Annotated in this window: 17 protein-coding genes; 9 read left to right on the top strand and 8 right to left on the bottom strand. The window is 71.1% G+C overall.

The window, feature by feature from the left end:
- Positions 1-101 precede the first annotated feature (101 nt).
- The 4 genes from ACZ5SK_RS34640 to ACZ5SK_RS34625 are packed head-to-tail and all read left to right on the top strand — an operon-like array spanning position 102 to position 4,472.
- Positions 102-1,544, top strand: coding sequence for a family 2B encapsulin nanocompartment shell protein (locus tag ACZ5SK_RS34640; protein ID WP_334582315.1), 1,443 nt, complete (start codon positions 102-104; stop codon positions 1,542-1,544).
- Positions 1,541-2,581, top strand: a complete 1,041-nt coding sequence (locus ACZ5SK_RS34635; RefSeq protein ID WP_334582316.1) for a family 2 encapsulin nanocompartment cargo protein terpene cyclase — start codon at positions 1,541-1,543, stop codon at positions 2,579-2,581. Before ACZ5SK_RS34640 ends, ACZ5SK_RS34635 begins: the two co-directional genes overlap by 4 nt.
- 56 nt (positions 2,582-2,637) lie before the next feature.
- Positions 2,638-3,510 (top strand): geranyl diphosphate 2-C-methyltransferase, encoded by an 873-nt coding sequence (locus ACZ5SK_RS34630; protein ID WP_334583777.1) that lies wholly within the window; start codon positions 2,638-2,640, stop codon positions 3,508-3,510.
- 44 nt (positions 3,511-3,554) lie between these two features.
- The gene (locus ACZ5SK_RS34625) at positions 3,555-4,472 is read left to right on the top strand and encodes an aminoglycoside phosphotransferase family protein (protein WP_468576893.1); all 918 of its coding nucleotides are present in this window, start codon (positions 3,555-3,557) and stop codon (positions 4,470-4,472) included.
- Here the strand turns inward: ACZ5SK_RS34625 and ACZ5SK_RS34620 are convergent.
- Complete coding sequence (locus tag ACZ5SK_RS34620) at positions 4,469-4,951, bottom strand: VOC family protein (protein WP_319675344.1); 483 nt, start codon at positions 4,949-4,951, stop codon at positions 4,469-4,471. The genes ACZ5SK_RS34625 and ACZ5SK_RS34620 overlap by 4 nt on opposite strands.
- Positions 4,952-5,192: 241 nt before the next feature.
- On the opposite strand from ACZ5SK_RS34620, the gene ACZ5SK_RS34615 reads away from it, so the two are divergent.
- Positions 5,193-5,831 carry an ATP-dependent Clp protease proteolytic subunit gene (locus ACZ5SK_RS34615; protein ID WP_334582318.1) on the top strand — a complete coding sequence of 213 codons (639 nt, stop codon included), beginning with the start codon at positions 5,193-5,195 and terminating at the stop codon, positions 5,829-5,831.
- A gap of 1 nt (position 5,832) precedes the next feature.
- On the top strand, positions 5,833-6,435 hold the full coding sequence (locus ACZ5SK_RS34610) for a ClpP family protease (RefSeq protein WP_457495053.1): 603 nt from the start codon (positions 5,833-5,835) through the stop codon (positions 6,433-6,435).
- A gap of 21 nt (positions 6,436-6,456) precedes the next feature.
- Here ACZ5SK_RS34610 and ACZ5SK_RS34605 read toward each other — a convergent pair whose 3' ends face one another.
- A complete protein-coding gene (locus ACZ5SK_RS34605; RefSeq protein WP_334582320.1) occupies positions 6,457-6,876 on the bottom strand; it encodes a helix-turn-helix domain-containing protein in 420 nt (139 codons plus the stop codon).
- Between the two features lie 207 nt (positions 6,877-7,083).
- Between ACZ5SK_RS34605 and ACZ5SK_RS34600 the strand changes: the two genes are divergently transcribed.
- Complete coding sequence (locus ACZ5SK_RS34600; protein WP_334582321.1) at positions 7,084-7,971, top strand: RNA polymerase sigma factor SigF; 888 nt, start codon at positions 7,084-7,086, stop codon at positions 7,969-7,971.
- Positions 7,972-7,998: 27 nt separating this feature from the next.
- Here the strand turns inward: ACZ5SK_RS34600 and ACZ5SK_RS34595 are convergent, their stop codons facing one another.
- A complete protein-coding gene (locus ACZ5SK_RS34595; RefSeq protein ID WP_079657665.1) occupies positions 7,999-8,451 on the bottom strand; it encodes an ATP-binding protein in 453 nt (150 codons plus the stop codon).
- A gap of 139 nt (positions 8,452-8,590) precedes the next feature.
- Complete coding sequence (locus ACZ5SK_RS34590; RefSeq protein ID WP_443041369.1) at positions 8,591-9,970, bottom strand: DUF6777 domain-containing protein; 1,380 nt, start codon at positions 9,968-9,970, stop codon at positions 8,591-8,593.
- A 193-nt stretch (positions 9,971-10,163) separates the two neighbouring features.
- Between ACZ5SK_RS34590 and ACZ5SK_RS34585 the strand changes: the two genes are divergently transcribed.
- Entirely contained in the window at positions 10,164-11,441 is a 1,278-nt protein-coding gene (locus tag ACZ5SK_RS34585) for a streptophobe family protein (RefSeq protein WP_457495051.1), read from the top strand.
- A gap of 76 nt (positions 11,442-11,517) precedes the next feature.
- Here the strand turns inward: ACZ5SK_RS34585 and ACZ5SK_RS34580 are convergent, their stop codons facing one another.
- From ACZ5SK_RS34580 to ACZ5SK_RS34565, 4 genes are all read right to left on the bottom strand, one after another.
- Complete coding sequence (locus ACZ5SK_RS34580) at positions 11,518-12,498, bottom strand: serine/threonine-protein kinase (RefSeq protein WP_468576891.1); 981 nt, start codon at positions 12,496-12,498, stop codon at positions 11,518-11,520.
- Positions 12,498-13,052 (bottom strand): hypothetical protein, encoded by a 555-nt coding sequence (locus ACZ5SK_RS34575; RefSeq protein ID WP_468158287.1) that lies wholly within the window; start codon positions 13,050-13,052, stop codon positions 12,498-12,500. The genes ACZ5SK_RS34580 and ACZ5SK_RS34575 overlap by 1 nt, the downstream gene beginning before the upstream one ends.
- Positions 13,053-13,061: 9 nt before the next feature.
- A complete protein-coding gene (locus tag ACZ5SK_RS34570) occupies positions 13,062-15,401 on the bottom strand; it encodes an FHA domain-containing protein (protein ID WP_334582325.1) in 2,340 nt (779 codons plus the stop codon).
- Positions 15,402-15,504: 103 nt separating this feature from the next.
- Entirely contained in the window at positions 15,505-15,915 is a 411-nt protein-coding gene (locus ACZ5SK_RS34565) for a hypothetical protein (protein WP_334582326.1), read from the bottom strand.
- Positions 15,916-16,222: 307 nt separating this feature from the next.
- Between ACZ5SK_RS34565 and ACZ5SK_RS34560 the strand changes: the two genes are divergently transcribed.
- A complete protein-coding gene (locus tag ACZ5SK_RS34560) occupies positions 16,223-16,606 on the top strand; it encodes a nuclear transport factor 2 family protein (protein WP_079657670.1) in 384 nt (127 codons plus the stop codon).
- Positions 16,607-16,664 lie beyond the last annotated feature (58 nt).

The following is a 16,664-nucleotide window of genomic DNA, read 5'->3' as shown; positions in this document are numbered from 1 at the left end:
CCTTCTGGCGCATACATCCGCCCCTTACACGCCGTTCCCGCCCGTCACGGAGGGTGCTTGGCTGGTGGCCGCGTCAGCGAACCGATCTTCCTGGAGGGAATGTGTCCACACCGGACAGCGCCACCGGTTCCACCCTCGACGAGCCCGACCCCGAGCCCTCCGCCAACGGTCAGCTCACCAGTCTCAGCACCCAGGCGGCCCGCCAACTCGCCACCACCCACAAGTCAGAGCCCCAGATGCAGGCGATCAGCTCGCGCTGGCTGCTGCGCAGGCTGCCGTGGGTGGACGTCAAGGGCGGAACCTACCGGGTCAACCGGCGCCTACAGCTCAAGGTCGGCCGGGGGCGGGTGCAGTTCGAGCAGAACGGCGGGGACGACGTCCGGGTGATTCCGGAGACCCTGACCGAGCTGCCCGTGCTGCGCGGCTACTCCGACAACGGGACGCTCAGGGAACTGTCGTCGCGCTTCCAGCCCCGGGAGGTCCGGGCCGGCCAGGTGATCTTCGAGGCCGGTCAGCCCGTGACCGAGGCGTATCTCGTCGTGCACGGCCGGTTCACCCGCTTCACCTCCGGCAAGTACGGCGAGGAGGAGATCGTCGGGGTGGTGTCCGGCGGCGACCAGCTCGGTGACGAGGCCGTCGGCCAGGACGACCCGCTGTGGCTGACCTCGGTGCGCGCGGACACCTCGGGTGTGCTCCTCGCGCTGCCCTGGGACGTGCTGCGGGAGTTCGTGGACCGGGTGCCGTCGCTCGCGGCGCATCTGTCGGCGTACGCCGAGCTGCAGCGGCGGCCCATGAACCGTAAAGGCGAGGCCGAGTTGCCGATCCAGGCCGGCCATGTGGGCGAGCCGACGCTGGGGGCGGGCTTCGTCGACTACGAACTCTCGCCGCGCGAGTACGAGTTGTCGCTGACCCAGACCGTGTTGAAGGTGCACACCAGGGTCGCCGACCTCTACAACCACCCGATGGACCAGACCCAGCAGCAGCTCCGGCTCACCGTCGAGGAGATCCGGGAGCGCCAGGAGTGGGAGCTGGTGAACAACCGGCAGTTCGGGCTGCTGCACAACATCGACTACGGGCAGCGGGTGAGTGCCTTCACCGGGCCGCCCACCCCGGACGACATGGACGAGCTGCTGTCGATGCGGCGCAAGACCAAGCTCTTCCTCGCCCACCCGAAGGCGATCGCGGCGTTCTTCCGGCAGTGCAACCGGCGGGGTCTGGTGCCCGGCACGGCCACCGTCGAGGGACACGAGATCCCGGCCTGGCGCGGGGTGCCCATCTTCCCCTGCAACAAGATCCCGATCTCCGAGCAGCACACCAGCAGCATCATCGCGCTGCGCACCGGCGAGGCCGACCAGGGTGTCGTGGGCCTGTATCAAACGGGCATCCCGGACGAGTTCCAGCCCGGCCTGAACGCACGGTTCATGGGGATCGACGGCAATTCGATCATCCGCTACCTGGTCACCGCCTACTACTCGATGGCGCTGCTCGTCCCGGACGCGGCCGGGGTCCTGGAGAACGTCCAGATCGGCCGGACGGCCGAGTGAGCACGGGGTACGCGCTGCCCGGCCCGCCGAGCCTCGCCGCGGGCATCCGGGCCCGTCGCCAGGGCACCATTCCCGGGCTGCGCCATCGGGAGGTCGCCCCCGCCGACCCGGTGAAGACGGCGGAGGTCGACCGCCGGCTGGAGGAGTGGGCGCGCGGTCTCGATCTGTTCCCGCCGGCCTGGGACGGCGACTTCGCGGGGTTCCAGGTCGGGCGCGCCGTCGTGCTCCAGCACCCGGGCGCGTTCGACCTGGACCGGTTGACGGCGGCCGGGAAGCTGCTGCTGGCGGAGAACATGGTCGACAGCTGCTACTGCGAGGAGGACGAGGGCCGGGGCGCGTCCCGCAGCGGCCTCGGCGGGCGGCTGGTTCTCGCACAGTCGGCGCTGGACCCCTTCCACGGCCCGCCCGGCTTCCAGCAGGAATGGGAGCGGGGCATGCAGGCCGACGGTCCGCTGCGCTCCTACTACTGGGCGCTCAAGGACTACGCGGCCTTCGCCACCGCCAGCCAGACCGACCGGTTCGTGCACGACATGGCGCGGCTGCATCTGGGCTACCTCGCCGAGGCCGCCTGGAGCGAGACCCGGTACCGGCCGCAGGTCTGGGAGTACCTGGTCATGCGGCAGTTCAACAACTTCCGGCCCTGTCTGTCCCTCGTGGACGCGGTCGACGGCTACGAACTGCCCGAGCAGCTGTACGCCCGCCCGGAGATCCAGCGGGTCACGGCACTGGCCTGCAACGCCACCACCATCGTCAACGACCTGTACTCCTTCACCAAGGAACTGGCCTCCGATCCCACCCACCTCAACCTGCCGCAGGTCGTGGCCGCCCAAGGCCGCTGTGGTCTGAAGGCCGGCTATCTGCGCGCGGTCGAGATCCACAACGAGGTCCTGGAGGCGTTCGAGGAGGAGTCCACCGTCCTGGCGGCCATGTCGCCGCTCGTGGGGCGCTATCTCCAGGGGCTGTCGGACTGGGTGGCCGGCAACCACGAGTGGCACGCCACCAACACCCATCGCTATCACCTGCCCGACTACTGGTGACCGACGCTTTCTTGACAGAGCGTCACATTCCACATCCTGAGGAGCCACCGTTGACCATGACCCCTGACGCCATGACCGGGACCGTCCAGCTCCCGACCCAGTCGATCTACCAGAACCGCGTCGCGGACTACTGGAACGCCGAGGAGAACCCGGTCAATCTCGAACTCGGCCGGATCGACGACCTCTACCACCATCACTACGGCATCGGCGCGGCCGACTGGACCGTGCTCGACGAACCCGACCCCGATCTGCGCCGCGCGCGGCTCACCGCCGAACTGCACCGGCTGGAGCACGCCCAGGCCGAACTGCTGGCCGCCCGGCTCGGCCGGCTGACCCCCGCCGACCGGGTCTTCGACGCCGGCTGCGGCCGCGGCGGCGGCAGCGTCGTGGCGAACCTGCGGCACGGCTGCTCCGCGGACGGCGTCACCATCTCCGCGAAACAGGCCGAGTTCGCCAACGAGCAGGCCCGCAAGCGGGGCATCGACGACAAGGTGCGGTATCACCACCGCAACATGCTGGACACCGGCCTGGAGTCCGGCGCCTACGCGGCGTCCTGGAACAACGAGTCGACCATGTACGTCGAGCTGGACCTGCTGTTCGCGGAGCACGCCCGGCTGTTGCGCCGGGGCGGCCGCTACGTCGTCATCACCGGCTGCTACAACGACGCCTACGGGCAGGCCTCGCGCGAGGTGTCGCTCATCAACGCCCACTACATCTGCGACATCCACCCGCGCTCGGCCTACTTCCGGGCGCTGGCCCGCAACCGGCTGGTGCCGGTCCACGTGGAGGACCTCACCGAGGCGGCCATTCCCTACTGGGAGCTGCGCAGTCAGGCCGACCACCTGGTCACCGGCATCGAGGAGACGTTCCTCACCGCCTACCGCAACGGCAGCTTCCAGTATCTGATGATCGCGGCCGACCGGATCTGAATTCCGTTGGACAGCAAGGCGGTCGACGCCTTGCAATGGGGCGCATGTGTGCCGCGAAGATGCGTCCGGACGAGGTCGACCTCGATGCCCCGCTGGTGAGCCGGCTCGTCGCCGCCCAGTTCCCGCAGTGGGCCGGGCTGCCGGTGCGGCGGCTGGCCTCCTCCGGGACGGAGAACGCGATGTTCCGGCTCGGCGCCGACAAGGTGGTGCGGCTGCCCCGGCATCCCGACGCCGTCGAGAGCGTGGCGCACGAGCAGCACTGGCTGGCCCGGCTGGGGCCGAGGCTGTCCGTCGCCACGCCCGTGCCGCTGGAGCAGGGCCGGCCGGGTGAGGGTTTCGCCTGGCCCTGGTCGGTCTACGGCTGGCTGGACGGCCGTAATCCGGTGGCCGGAGCCGTCGAGCAGCCTGAGGCGCTGGCGGCGGACCTGGCGGCGTTCGTCACCGCCCTGCGCGGGATCGAGGCGCAGGGCGGTCCGCCGAACGACCGGGGTGTGCCGCTGGCGGAGCGGGACGCCCCGACGCGCGACGCCCTCGCTCAACTGGACGGGCGGATCGACACCGCCGCGGTCACCGCCCTGTGGGAGGAGGCGCTACGGGCGCCGGGGCGCACGGAACCGCCCGTGTGGACCCACGGGGATCTCTCGCCCGGGAACGTGCTGGTCGAGAGCGGCCGGCTGTCGGCTGTGATCGACTTCGGCGGCGTCGGAGTGGGCGACCCGGCCGTCGACCTGATCGTCGCCTGGAACCTGCTGCCCGCGTCGGTGCGCGGCGTCTTCCGGGAGGCCGTGGGAGCGGACGACGCCGAGTGGGCGCGCGGGCGGGGCTGGGCGCTGTCGATCTCACTGATCCAGCTGCCGTACTACTGGCAGACCAATCCGCCGCTGGCGGAGAACTCCCGGCATGTGATCAGGGAGGTCCTGGCCGAGACCCGGCCCGCCGACGCGTCCGTGGCCGGCTCCTAGGCTCCGTCGTAGGCCTTCTTCAGGGCGGCGATGTCGAGCTTGCCCATGGCGTACATGGCCTTGGTGGTGCGGACGGCCTTCTCTGCGTCGGGGTCGCCGATCATCTCGATCAGCCCGTCCGGGATGACCTGCCAGGACAGGCCGTACTTGTCCTTGAGCCACCCGCACGGGCCGGGCTCGCCGCCGTTCTCGGTGAGTTTGTTCCAGTAGTAATCGACCTCCTCCTGGTCCGCGCAGAAGATCTGGAAGGAGATCGCCTCGCTGAAGGTGAACTCCGGCCCGCCGTTGATTCCGACGAACTTCTGCCCGTTGGCCGTGAACTCCACGGCCACCACGGAGCCGGCCGGACCGGGGCCGGCCTCGTTGTAGCGGCCGATCTTGCCGATGCTGGAGTTCTTGAAGATCGACACGTAGTAGTGGGCAGCCTCCTCGGCCTGGCCGTCGAACCAGAGACACGTGGTGAATCCGTCGGTGGTCATGAGTACCTCCTGGGCGTGGAACGCGGTCATCAGTGTCGACTGCGGTGCGCGCCGGAACTCATCGCTCGGGCCGTGCATTCATCCGGACGGGCGCGGCCGCTTCCCCCGGCCTCGTGCCGCGCTGCCGCCCGGACCGTGCTCTGCCCTGGGCCGATCTGCCGCGGGCAGAGAAACCGCGTGCGGGCGTCGCCCGAGGTCAACAGTGGAGTCGACGGCAGCCACGCCACGACGAGGAGAACCGATGACTGCACTCACCACGCTCGCTTCCCGTGCCCAGGAAGGCGACACCCCGCCCACCCGCTTCGACGACCACCTCGCCGCCCAACTGCTCGCCCAGCGCATCGTGTTCCTCGGCACCCAGGTCGACGAGGTGTCCGCGAACCGCGTCTGCGCGCAGTTGCTGATCCTGTCGGCGGAGGATCCGCGCACCGACATCGCGCTGTGCATCAACAGCCCGGGCGGGTCGGTGCACGCGGGGCTCGCCATCTACGACACGATGCGGCTGATCCCCAACGACGTCTCGACGCTCGCCATGGGCTTCGCGGCCAGCATGGGCCAGTTCCTGCTCAGCGTCGGCGCGGCCGGCAAGCGGTACGCGCTGCCGAACGCGCGCGTCATGATGCACCAGCCGTCGGCCGGGATCGGCGGCACCACGGCGGACATCGAGATCCAGGCGGAGAACCTGGAGTTCACCAAGCGGACCATCGAGCGCATCACCGCCGAGCACACCGGCCAGACGCCGGAGACCATCTCCCGGGACGGCGACCGCGACCGCTGGTTCACGGCCGAGGAGGCCAGGGAGTACGGCATGGTGGACCGGGTCGTGGAGTCCCTCGCGGACGTCCGCCCGGCCGCCTCCAAGCGACGGATGGGGCTGTGACATGGGGAGCTACACGATTCCGAACGTCGTCGAGCGCACCCCGCAGGGCGAGCGGTCCTACGACGTGTTCAGCCGGCTGCTGTCCGAGCGGATCATCTTCCTCGGCACCGAGATCGACGACGGGGTCGCGAACGTCGTCATCGCGCAACTCCTCCATCTGGAGTCGGCGGCCCCCGAGACCGAGATCTCGATCTATCTCAACTCGCCCGGCGGATCGTTCACTTCACTGATGGCGATCTACGACACGATGACGTACGTGCAGTCGCCGATCTCGACGTTCTGCGTCGGGCAGGCGGCGTCCACGGCGGCGGTGCTGCTGGCCGGCGGCGATCCGGGGCGGCGGTCCGTCCTGGAGCACGCGCGCGTGCTGCTCGGGCAGCCCGCCAGCGGCGGCCGGCAGGGCACGGTCTCCGACCTCGCGCTGCAGGCCAAGGAGATGGTCCGCATCCGCGGCCAGGTCGAGGAGGTGCTGGCCCGCCACACCCGCCACGACCTCGCGACCCTGCGCGCGGACATGGACCGCGACAAGGTGTTCACCGCGCGGGAGGCGGTGGCGTACGGGCTGGCCGACGAGGTGGTGAGCCGGCGTCTCGTGACGTTGTGAGACGCCGGCTCACGCGGCTCGTCAGGCGGCCAGGCAGAGCCCGTTGTACGACGAACTCATCGTCGCGCGGCTCCTGTCGGAGTGACGGCTGCTGAGCCGCACCAGTTCTCCCTGGGCCCGGGCCAGCAGGTCGCCCAGGCCCAGGCCGAGGGCTTGGGCGGCGGCCGCGAGGACCTCCGAGGAGGCCTCCTTGCGGCCGCGCTCCACCTCCGACAGGTACGGCATGGAGATCCGGGCCGAGTCGGCGACGTCCTTGAGCGTGCGCTCCTGGGCCTGGCGTTCGCGACGCAGGACGTCTCCGACCAGGTCGCGCCACAGGGGCTCGCGCGGCGCGGACCTGGCAGTGGAGGCGGGGGCGGGGGCGGGGGCGACAGTGTCCGGGCGCACGGCGGGCGGGCGCAGCGGGATCACGCGGGCTTGGTTCGGCGCTTGGTTGCTCACCTCACCAGCCTAGGAGCCGCGGGCAGCCATGGGGAGGAGTCCGGGGTTGCGCCCTCGGTGGAATCGGTGGGCGAGAGGGTGCCCGGATCCCGCAGGCATGGGTCGTCCCGGACCGGGTACCCGCCTCCTGAGCGGGTTTCGCATGTGCGGGTCCGCTCACGGACCGAGAACAGCAGACGCCGAACCGTGACGTTCGAGGGAGAGGCCATGCAGACCGCCGTGATCCGCTCGGAGGCCAAGGTCGTCGGCGACACCGCCGGGACCAGCACGGACGGCGCACCGCTGCCGGGGATCGAGGCACCGCGCAGTGTGGCACCGCGCGACGCCCGCGAACTGTCCCGCCAGTTCTTCCAGCGGCTGGCCGTGCTCGAAGAGGGCACGCACGACTACCAGTACGCCCGCAACACGCTCATCGAGATGAACATGTCCCTGGTGCGGTTCGCGGCCGGCCGGTTCCGCGGTCGCGGGGACGACATGGAGGACATCGTCCAGACCGGGATGATCGGCCTGATCAAGGCCATCGACCGGTTCGAGGTCTCACGCGAGGTGGAGTTCACGTCGTTCGCGCTGCCGTACATCGTCGGCGAGATCAAGCGCTTCTTCCGGGACACGACCTGGGCGGTGCATGTGCCGCGGCGGCTGCAGGAGCTGCGCGTGGAGTTGGCCAAGGCCCGCGACGAGCTCGCCGGCCGGCTGGACCGTGAGCCGACGGTGGCGGAGCTGGCCACGCTGATGAACCTCTCGGAGAGCCAGGTGGTCGAGGCGCAGATCGCCGCCAACGGCTACAACTCCTCCTCGCTGGACGCGGCGCTCACCGGCGACGGTCCGGAGCACGGGGAGGCGGTCCTCGCGGACTTCATCGGCGTGGAGGAGGACGGGCTGCGGCTCGTCGAGGACTTCCACTCGCTCGCGCCGCTCATGGCCGAACTCAGCGAACGCGACCGGCAGATCATCCATCTGCGGTTCGTGGAGGAGGCCACCCAGGCGGAGATCGGCGAACGGCTCGGCTGCTCGCAGATGCATGTGTCCCGGCTGATCAAGCGGATCATCGTGCGGCTGCGCCGCGGGATGCTGGGCGAGCTGGGCTGCGCCTGAGGCCGTCCCCGAGGGCGTCCTGGGGTCTCAGCCGCCGAACCTCAGCAGAGCACGGACCCGCTTGCCGACCGGCACGCGCTCCGCGGTGATCTCCGCCGCCAGCGCGTGCACGATCTCCAGGCCGTGCCGGCCGATCCGCTCGGGGTCCTTGGGGAACCGCAGGGGCAGCGCGTCGCTGCTGTCGTACACGCACACCGTGACCGAGGCGTCCGTGCCCTCGAGTTCCAGGATGTAGGGCCCGTTGCTGTGCCGGTCGGCGTTGGTGACCAGTTCACTCACCACCAGCAGCACCTCGCCGCTCGCGCGGTCGCCGATCGTGGCACACCACTCCGTCCTGAGCTGGTCGACGAAATGGGCGGCGAAGGACCGGGCCTCGGCTATGCAGCCGGGTTCACCGGTGTAGTGCGCCGCCCGCCGTAGCGGTTCCACGGGTACGTCGAAGCCAGTCGGTATCACTGCCCCGCCCAGGTGCTCGAACATGCGTTTCTCTCTCGGAAGCCGGACTGGCCGGACGCTGCTGTGCACCTGTGCTCGTACCCCGTCCCGCGCCGCACAGTCCCGCTGCGTGGTCACCCTGTGCGCGTGACGACCGTGGGGCGCCTCACACGGCGGGTGAGGATCAGGCCGAGACGGGCGGCGACTGGCTGGTGACAGCCACCGACGGCGGGGACTGCGGGAGCGAGGAGAGGGAGCTCTCCGGCTCGCCCGTGAGTTCGGAGAGCGTGCTCGGCGGCTCCGGGGACCCCGGCTCCGAGGACGGGGGCGCGAAGCCGGGGGGCTCGGACGAGGAGGAACCGGAGCTCGGGGGCTCGGACGAGGGGGGCTCGGAGCTCGGGGGCTTTGAGCTCGGGGGCTCGGAGGAGGACTTGGAGCTCGGGGGCTCGGAGCCCTTCGACTTCGACGACGACGGCGAGGACGGGGGCTTCGAGGACGGGGGCTTCGAGGACGACCCGGACGGCGGCAGCGACGAGGGCGTACGCGAGCCGGGGACCGTCGGGGTGCTGACGCCTATGACCGGCGTCGGCCTCGCCGGCGGACGGGTGGGCCGGTCCTGGTGGACGCCGGCGCCCGGCTTACGGGCGATCCAGTGGTGGCTGGAGTGGGGGTCGTAGAGCACGAAGACGTTGACCGCCGTCACGGAGGGGTTGACCACGACCGTGGTCGAGGGGCTGTACGAGGGCCAGGTGGTGCCGGTCCGCTTGTATCCGGACTGCTGGGCGACGGGCGGGGTCAGCGGGTTGCCGCAGGCGCAGCGCACCCGGGGGACGCCGTAGCTGTCGACCATGACCGCCGTGCCGGCCTGTAGGACGGCCTGGTAGCTGGTGGCGGCTCCGTCACGGTATCCGTGGTTGGTGACGCGGGTGTCCAGGCGCAGTTGCACGGGGGTGAGGGAGCGCAGATAGCCGGGGACCTGGGAGGGGTCGATGCCGAGGACAGAGGCGAACGCCCTGTTCTTGGCGGGGACCTCCTGGAGGTACTTGATCTGCAGCTCCACATCACAGCTGGCGACGTTGAGGGTGCCGCCGTACAGCCCCGCCTGCCCGCCTCTGACACCGGGGACGGTGTTCTCGGGCGGGGAGGACGCGGAGGGGGCGACGGTCGCCGGCGGGACGGAGGCGGTGGCCGGGTTGTTGGTCTTCGGCGTGAAGCTGTTCGGACCCTCTTCGCCGGCCGGCAGCATGAAGAGCTCGCCGGCCTGGTTCGAGCCGCCGCCGTTGGGCCGGGTGAGGACGAGGGCGAGGGCCGTCGCGGCCACGACGGCAGTGGTGATCAGTGCGACCCGGGGCGCGGACCTCCACCAGGGCCGGCGCGGTTCCCACCCGCCGCCCCCCGCGGAGTCGCCGCCGGTCGGCTCGGAAGGCGGGGGCGGACCCGAGGGCGGCCGGGGGGAGCCCGACAGTGGTCCGGAGGGCGGGCCGGTCGGTCGCCCGGTGGGCTGCCCCGTGGGTTGCGTGGGCGGTTCCGAGGGGCGGCCGGAAGACGGAGGTTCGACGCTCACGAGCACTCCCGACGTGGGTTTCCCGCGGCGCTTCGTCCGGTGCGTCCGGTGCGATCCCTACGATCGATGCGATATGCGCCGTTTTCTTCCACAACGGACCTATTGTGTGCCCCGATCGGGCGCGGCTCGCAAGCCGGACGCGGACGGCCCTCTCGACAGGCGCGCTCTCCCGGTGCTGCTTAGCGTGGGCAGGGTGAGCTCGTACACCCCGTATGACCAGGCAGTCTCCCGAGTCTCCCGCCACGGATGGGTGCAGGCGGTCGCCGCGGCGCTGGCCGGGCTGCTCGCCATGGGGGTGGTGGCCGGGCTGGGACTGTGGGCGGCAGGCGCCTCGGACCTGCCGCAGGGCGCCTTCCCCCGGGTCGTCGCGGCGACCGTCGTCACGGCGGTCGGCGGCACGGTCGAGCTCTCGGGGAACGCCGGTGAACTCGCCGGCACCGAGGCCGGTCTGACGGTGATTCCGCTGTCGGTGACGCTCGTGGGGGCGCTCGTCGTCGGCGCCGGATTCCTGCGGCCGCTGCGGCACCGGGCGGTGGCAGGCGCCGCCGAGCTGGCCGGGTGGGCGGCCCGGATCGCCGTCGTCTGGCTGCTCGGGCTGCTCGGGCTGGCCCTCGGCGCACGCCAGACCTTCAAGCTCTCCCTCGGTGACGACACGCTGAGCGACCTGGGTGAACTGTTCGGCGCCAGCCCCGAGGTCGGCTTCACCACCAACGTGCCGCCGACGCTCGCGATCGGGCTGCTGTGGCTGGCCGGTGTCCTGGTGCTGGCGCTGCTGGTCGCGCGTGGCGCTCCGCTGCCGGGCCCGCTGCTGCGCTTCCAGGAGTCGGTGCGGCCTGCCGCGCACGCGATGGTCGTGCTGCTGCTCGTCTGGGTGGCCCTGGGCGTCGTCATCGCGCTGGTCGTCGCGGCGACCCGCGGACATGCGGCCGAGACCCTCGCGGTGGTGTTGCTCGGCATGCCCAATCTGATGTGGCTGACGTTCACGATCGGGCTGGGCGCCACCTGGAACGGCCGTGTGGCGGGCCCGTTCGGGCTGCCCATGCCCCATGTGCTGGACGAGGTGCTGCGCGGCCGGGACACCGCCGCGCTGAACCTGAGCACGCTCGCCGAGTACGACGGCCGCGTGTGGTGGCTGGTCGTCGTCGACGGGCTCCTGCTGCTGGCGGCCGCGTTCGGGCTGGCCGCCCACTCACCGGCCCGGATGCGCGCCTGGCGGCACGCCGTGCACATGGCGGTCGCGCTGGTGCTCACCGTGCTGACGGTCTGTCTGGTCGGCCGGATCTCCGCGCACTACGGCCTCTCCGTGCTCGGCATCGGCGATCTCGGCGGCAATCTGGCCGGGAAGCTGTTCCTGCACGCCGAGGTGTGGTCCGCTCTCGGTCTCGCCGCGCTGTGGGGGCTGGTCACCGGGTTTCTGGGCGGGCTGCTGGCGGGGCTGGTCCGCCACCAGGGTGTGCTGACACTGCGCTGACCCGCTGGTTCAGAACTGACGACGGACGTTCAGAACCGACGACGGACGTTCAGCACCGACGACGGTCGTTCATGGTTCAGGACTGGAGGCCGGGGAGGACCGGCCGTGCCCAGCCCGGGGGTCGCCGCGTCGGCTCCGGCGTGTCGGCCAGGTCCGTCCGCGGGTGGACGGGCCGGTGCGCGCTGCCGCCTTGCTCCCTCAGCTCGGCGACGAAGGCGCCGCAGGTGGGATGGCGGGCCTCGGGATTCTTGGCGAGGGCCCGGGCGAACACCGTGTCGAGGTACGACGGGAGCTGGGGCCGGACCTCCGTCAGCGGGGTCGGGTCGGCGTTCTGGTGGGCCCAGAGCAGGGCCATGTCGTCGTCACGGAGGAACGGCGGTCGGGCCGCGAGGCATTCGTAGACCACGCAGGCCAGGCCGTAGACGTCGCAGCGGCCGTCGACGGGGCGGCCGGAGATCTGCTCGGGGGCGACGTAGTCGAGGGTGCCGACGAACTGTCCGACCGTCGTGAACCCGGTCAGGGACAGCGACTTCTTCGTCAGGCCGAAGTCGGTGAGGTAGACGTGCTCGGGATGGTCGCTGTCGGTGCCCCGGGAGACCAGGATGTTGCCGGGCTTGACGTCCCGGTGGACCAGTCCGTGGTCATGGGCGGCGTCCAGCGCGGAGGCGACCTGCGCGGCGATGCGGACCACCGTCGGCAGGGGCAGCGGGCCCTCGCGGTCCAGGAGATGGCGCAGGTCGCTCCCGTCGACGTACCGCATGGCGATGTAGAGCACCCCTTCGGTCTCGTCCGCCTCGAAGACGGGCACGATGTGCGGGTGGTCGATCGCCGCCGCCACCCGCGATTCGTGGGTGAAGCGCTTGCGGAAGGTGTCGTTGCGGGCCAGCTCGGGCGCAAGCAGTTTGAGCGCGACGGTCCGGTCCAGACGCAGGTCATGGGCCCGGTAGACGACGGCCATGCCGCCGCGTCCGATCTCGCCCTCGATGCGGTAGCCGGCGAGCTGTCGGCCGATCAGTTCGGAGGGCCGGCCGGAGAAGGGGCTCGTGCCGGACGCCATCAGGAGTTCCCGTCGAGGTCCACGATCCGGGTGGCGGTGTAGTCCCGGTCCTCGGCCGGCTGGGGCAGTTCGGGCGCCTCGTCCGTCGCGTAGGTGCTCAGGCGGGCGCCGTCGCCGTACACCCAGCGGCTGTGCGTGCTGTCGTACAGCCACATGTTCTCGCCGTCGACGACCACACCGATCCGCAGCCCGCGGGTACGGCGGCGGAAGGACTCGCCGTCGAGGCCGCCGTCGGCCAGTTCCTCCACCGCCGCCCGGTAGCGGGCGAGGGCCTGTTCGGTGCGCCCGAGCAGGGGGCGCGGGTCGGCGGCGCTCGCGAGGGGTCCGCCGGAGCGGGGCGGGTCCTGGGGGACGGCGACCAGGCGGCGGCCGTCCACCCAGGCCGACCAGCCGTTGGAGCACACCACCCGCCCCCAGTCGCCGCGCCGCTCCGTGAGCCGGACGGGCAGCAGCGGGTCGAGGGACACGGTGGGGCGGTCCGGGTCTGGGGTCTCCCAGGCGGGCATGCCGTGCTGCGGGACGACATGTGTGGGCCGGAATCCGGGAGTCGTCATCGGCCTCCCCTACTTCCGCATCACGGCGGGCTCGTGCCGGCGCAGCAGCCGGGAGACGGCGAACCCGCAGACCAGCGAGAGCACGACGAGCATCCCGATGTTCAGCAGCCACACCCCCGCCGAGTGCTCGAACAGCGGATCGCTCGTCTTGTCCCCGGGCACGATCCGGGACAGCTGGAGGGTGGCGGCCATCGCGCCGAACGCCCATCGCGAGGGCACGAGCCAGGACAGCTGGTCCAGAACGGCCACGTCGTGCAGTTTCAGCAGCGCGCCGCAGAACACCACTTGGACGATGGCGAGCAGCACGAGCAGCGGCATCGTCACCTCCTCCTTGCTCACCAGCGCGGAGACCAGCAGCCCGAGCATCATCGCCGTGAAGGCCAACAGGGCGACGGCGACGGTGATCTCGATCAGCGGCGGCATCAACACCCCTTTGCCGCCCGGCGCGTTGAGGTCGACGCCGAGCAGGGCGACGAGGGTCAGCACCACCGCCTGTACGACGGTGATCGTGCCGAGGACGACGACCTTGGACAGCAGGTACGCCGATCTGGACAGGCCGACGGCCCGCTCCCGCTGGTAGATCACGCGCTCCTTGACGAGTTCGCGCACGGCGTTGGCCGCGCCGGTCAGGACGCCGCCCACGCACAGGATCAGCAGCGCGTCCATCACATGCTCCTGGTCGAGCGTGCCGCCGGCCAGGGCGCGGGCCATCGCTCCCATCACGAACGGCAGGGCGATCATGATCGCGAGGAAGGTGCGGTCGGCGGCGAGCGCGGCCGTGTAGCGGCGGACCAGGGTGCCGAGCTGGGCGCCCCTGCTGCGGGGCCGGGGCGGCGGCGGCATGGTCACCGGGCCGGAGCGGGGCAGTCGGGGCTGCTCGCTGGAGTTGACGACGTACTGCCGGCGGAACGGCGAGTCCTCGTACTCCCCCGCCCAGTCCCGGTCCTGATCGCGTTCGAAGGCCTCGAAGGCCTCGGGCCACTGTTCGAAGCCGAAGAAGGCGAGGGCGTCCTCGGGCGGCCCGTAGTAGGCGACCTTGCCGCCCGGCGCGAGCACCAGGAGCCGGTCGCAGACGTCGAGGCTGAGGACGCTGTGGGTGACGACGATGACGGTGCGGCCGTCGTCGGCGAGTCCGCGCAGCATGTGCATCACCGAGCGGTCCATGCCGGGGTCGAGGCCGGAGGTCGGCTCGTCCAGGAAGAGCAGCGACGGCTTGGTCAGCAGCTCCAGGGCCACGCTGACCCGTTTGCGCTGGCCGCCGGAGAGGCTGTGCACGGGCTGGCCGGCACGCTGCTCGAGGCCCAGTTCGCGGATGACCTCCTCGACGCGTTCGCGGCGCTCGGCCCCGGCGGTGTCCTGCGGGAAGCGCAGTTCGGCGGCGTAGAGGAGGGCGCTGCGCACGGTCAGCTGCGCGTGCAGGATGTCGTCCTGCGGGACCAGTCCGATGCGCTGGCGCAGCTCGGCGTAGTCGCGGTAGAGGTCGCGGCCGTCGTAGACGACCGTGCCCTGGCCGGCGGGGCGCTGGCCGGTGAGGGCGCCGAGGAGCGTGGACTTGCCGGCGCCGCTGGGTCCGACGACCGCGAGCAGGCACTTCTCCCCCACCGGGAACGAGACGTGGTCGAGGAGGACCTTGCGGCCGCGGTCGACGGCGACCGTCAGGTCCTGCACGTCGAGCGAGATCTCGCCGGAGTCGACGTACTCCTGGAGCTCGTCGCCGACCAGGCAGAACGCCGAGTGCCCGATGCCGACGATGTCGCCGGGGCCGATCGGTGCGCGGCTGACGGGCAGGCCGTTGAGGTAGGTCCCGTTGTGACTGCCGAGGTCGACGATCTCGTGGCCGCCGTCGGGCAGCCCCCGCAGCTCGGCGTGGCGGCGCGAGACGATCAGGTCGTCGACGATCAGGTCGTTGTCGGTGGCGCGGCCGATGCGGACGGTGCGCGAGGACAGCGGCCGTACGGAGGTGGGCCGGCGGAAGGTTCCGGTCAGGGCGGGCATGGAGACGGACGAGGGGCGCTCGGCCGGGGGCGTGGGCCGGCCGGACAGGACGACGCACGGCCCGTCGGCGGGGCTGCCGAAGCGGATCACGGTGCCGGGTCCGACGCCCCACTCGTGGACGCGGCGGCCGTCGGCGTAGGTGCCGTTGGTGCTGTGTTCGTCCTCGATGGTCCAGTGGCCGCCGTCGGGTCGCAGGACAGCGTGGTGCCAGGAGACGCGGGTGTCGTCGATGACGATGTCGCTGCGCGGGTCCCGGCCGACGTGGTAGTCGTGGCCCGGGATCAGCACGGTGGTGCCCGTCTCGGTCTCCAGCACGAGTTCGGGCGCAGTCGAGGAGACCGGCCGCTCAACCATGACCGAATTCTATCGATTCGCACCCCTGTGCGCCCGACGGGCGGGGCGCGAGGGTGACGTGAGCGTGACGGTGTGCGGTGGCGGCGTACGCCGGCGGTGGGCGTCAGCCGACGGGGACGACGAGGGCGGGGAGGGTCCGCTGCATGCGCAGCGCGTCGACGGACTCGGCGAGCAGCTCGTACTCGGTGGTCTCGTCGCTCACCGCGATCCGCACCAGCCGGCCGCCCGCCAACTCGTCGGCCACCAGCTCCTGCCGGTCGATGTCGGCGCACCAGGCCCGCAGCAGTGCGGGCACGTCCGGCACATTGTCGGCGACCGGGACCAGGGCGCCCGGCGGGATGTGCTCGTCCTCGGGCCGGGGATCCAGCCGTTCGGCCATCCAGGAGGCCCGGTCCCGCAGCCACCACAGGGCCAGCGCCAGCGTCGGCGCACGGTAGGTGCCGAGCGGTACGCCGATGCGCCGGCCGGCGCAGACGCCGTACGCGGTGACATGGCACAGGAATTCGTCGTGCACGTCCCTCTCCCCCGGTGCTCGCCTGCTGGTAGTGCCTCGCTTTCCGTGCGGCTCCTGTGAGTGAACTGCCCCTGACGTTCGAGTATGTTCAATGCTGAAACACTGTCACCATGACTTTTTGGCCAGTCTCTTGGCATATTCAAGGCCGTTCATGGCCGAAATACGGCAGGCCTCGGGCCATGTCGTCATTACCCGGCGGGTAATCGACCCGGGCGACGGGGACGGGCAAGGTGGTCACACCGGATCGGCGAAGACCTGGATCCGGGTCCTGACCAGTATCGATGACCTCATTGGGGGCTGATTTCCCATGTCCGCGAACACTGACCGTTACGAGAACGCCGTCGCCCGCTACTTCGAGGCTTGGAACGCACGGGAGCCCAAGGCCTTGGCCAAGGCTGTTGACGCAGCGTGGGCGGTGGACGGCGGGTACACCGACCCCCTCGCCGACGTCAGCGGCCACGAGCAGATCGCGGCCGTGGTCACGGCGGCACACGCGCAGTTCCCGGGCTTCTTCTTCCGGCTGACCGGCACGGTCGACGGGCACCACGACACGGCCCGCTTCTCCTGGGAGCTGGTGAGCGAGGCCGACGGTTCGGCGCCGGTGGCCGGATCCGACGTCATCACCCTGGACGCACAGGACCGGATCACCTCCGTCCTCGGATTCCTCGACCGGGTGCCCGCCGGAGCCTGAGGACCGGGCCACGATGAATTCCTCCGCTCGCGGCGGTCCACCCGTAAAGGGATCACCG

This window comes from Streptomyces sp. NPDC031474 (assembly GCF_055581185.1).
Note: the sequence above shows the minus strand (reverse complement) of the source record. Positions and strands in the feature narration are given on the sequence as shown.

What these genes read in the sequence shown, in the direction of transcription:
- ACZ5SK_RS34630 (WP_334583777.1), top strand. Translation starts at nt 2,638, where the DNA reads ATGACCCCTGACGCCATGACCGGGACCGTCCAGCTCCCGACCCAGTCG.
- ACZ5SK_RS34625 (WP_468576893.1), top strand. Translation starts at nt 3,555, where the DNA reads ATGTGTGCCGCGAAGATGCGTCCGGACGAGGTCGACCTCGATGCCCCG.
- ACZ5SK_RS34620 (WP_319675344.1), bottom strand. Translation starts at nt 4,951, where the DNA reads ATGACCACCGACGGATTCACCACGTGTCTCTGGTTCGACGGCCAGGCC.
- ACZ5SK_RS34615 (WP_334582318.1), top strand. Translation starts at nt 5,193, where the DNA reads ATGACTGCACTCACCACGCTCGCTTCCCGTGCCCAGGAAGGCGACACC.
- ACZ5SK_RS34610 (WP_457495053.1), top strand. Translation starts at nt 5,833, where the DNA reads ATGGGGAGCTACACGATTCCGAACGTCGTCGAGCGCACCCCGCAGGGC.
- ACZ5SK_RS34600 (WP_334582321.1), top strand. Translation starts at nt 7,084, where the DNA reads ATGCAGACCGCCGTGATCCGCTCGGAGGCCAAGGTCGTCGGCGACACC.
- ACZ5SK_RS34595 (WP_079657665.1), bottom strand. Translation starts at nt 8,451, where the DNA reads ATGTTCGAGCACCTGGGCGGGGCAGTGATACCGACTGGCTTCGACGTA.
- ACZ5SK_RS34580 (WP_468576891.1), bottom strand. Translation starts at nt 12,498, where the DNA reads ATGGCGTCCGGCACGAGCCCCTTCTCCGGCCGGCCCTCCGAACTGATC.
- ACZ5SK_RS34575 (WP_468158287.1), bottom strand. Translation starts at nt 13,052, where the DNA reads ATGACGACTCCCGGATTCCGGCCCACACATGTCGTCCCGCAGCACGGC.
- ACZ5SK_RS34570 (WP_334582325.1), bottom strand. Translation starts at nt 15,401, where the DNA reads ATGGTTGAGCGGCCGGTCTCCTCGACTGCGCCCGAACTCGTGCTGGAG.
- ACZ5SK_RS34560 (WP_079657670.1), top strand. Translation starts at nt 16,223, where the DNA reads ATGTCCGCGAACACTGACCGTTACGAGAACGCCGTCGCCCGCTACTTC.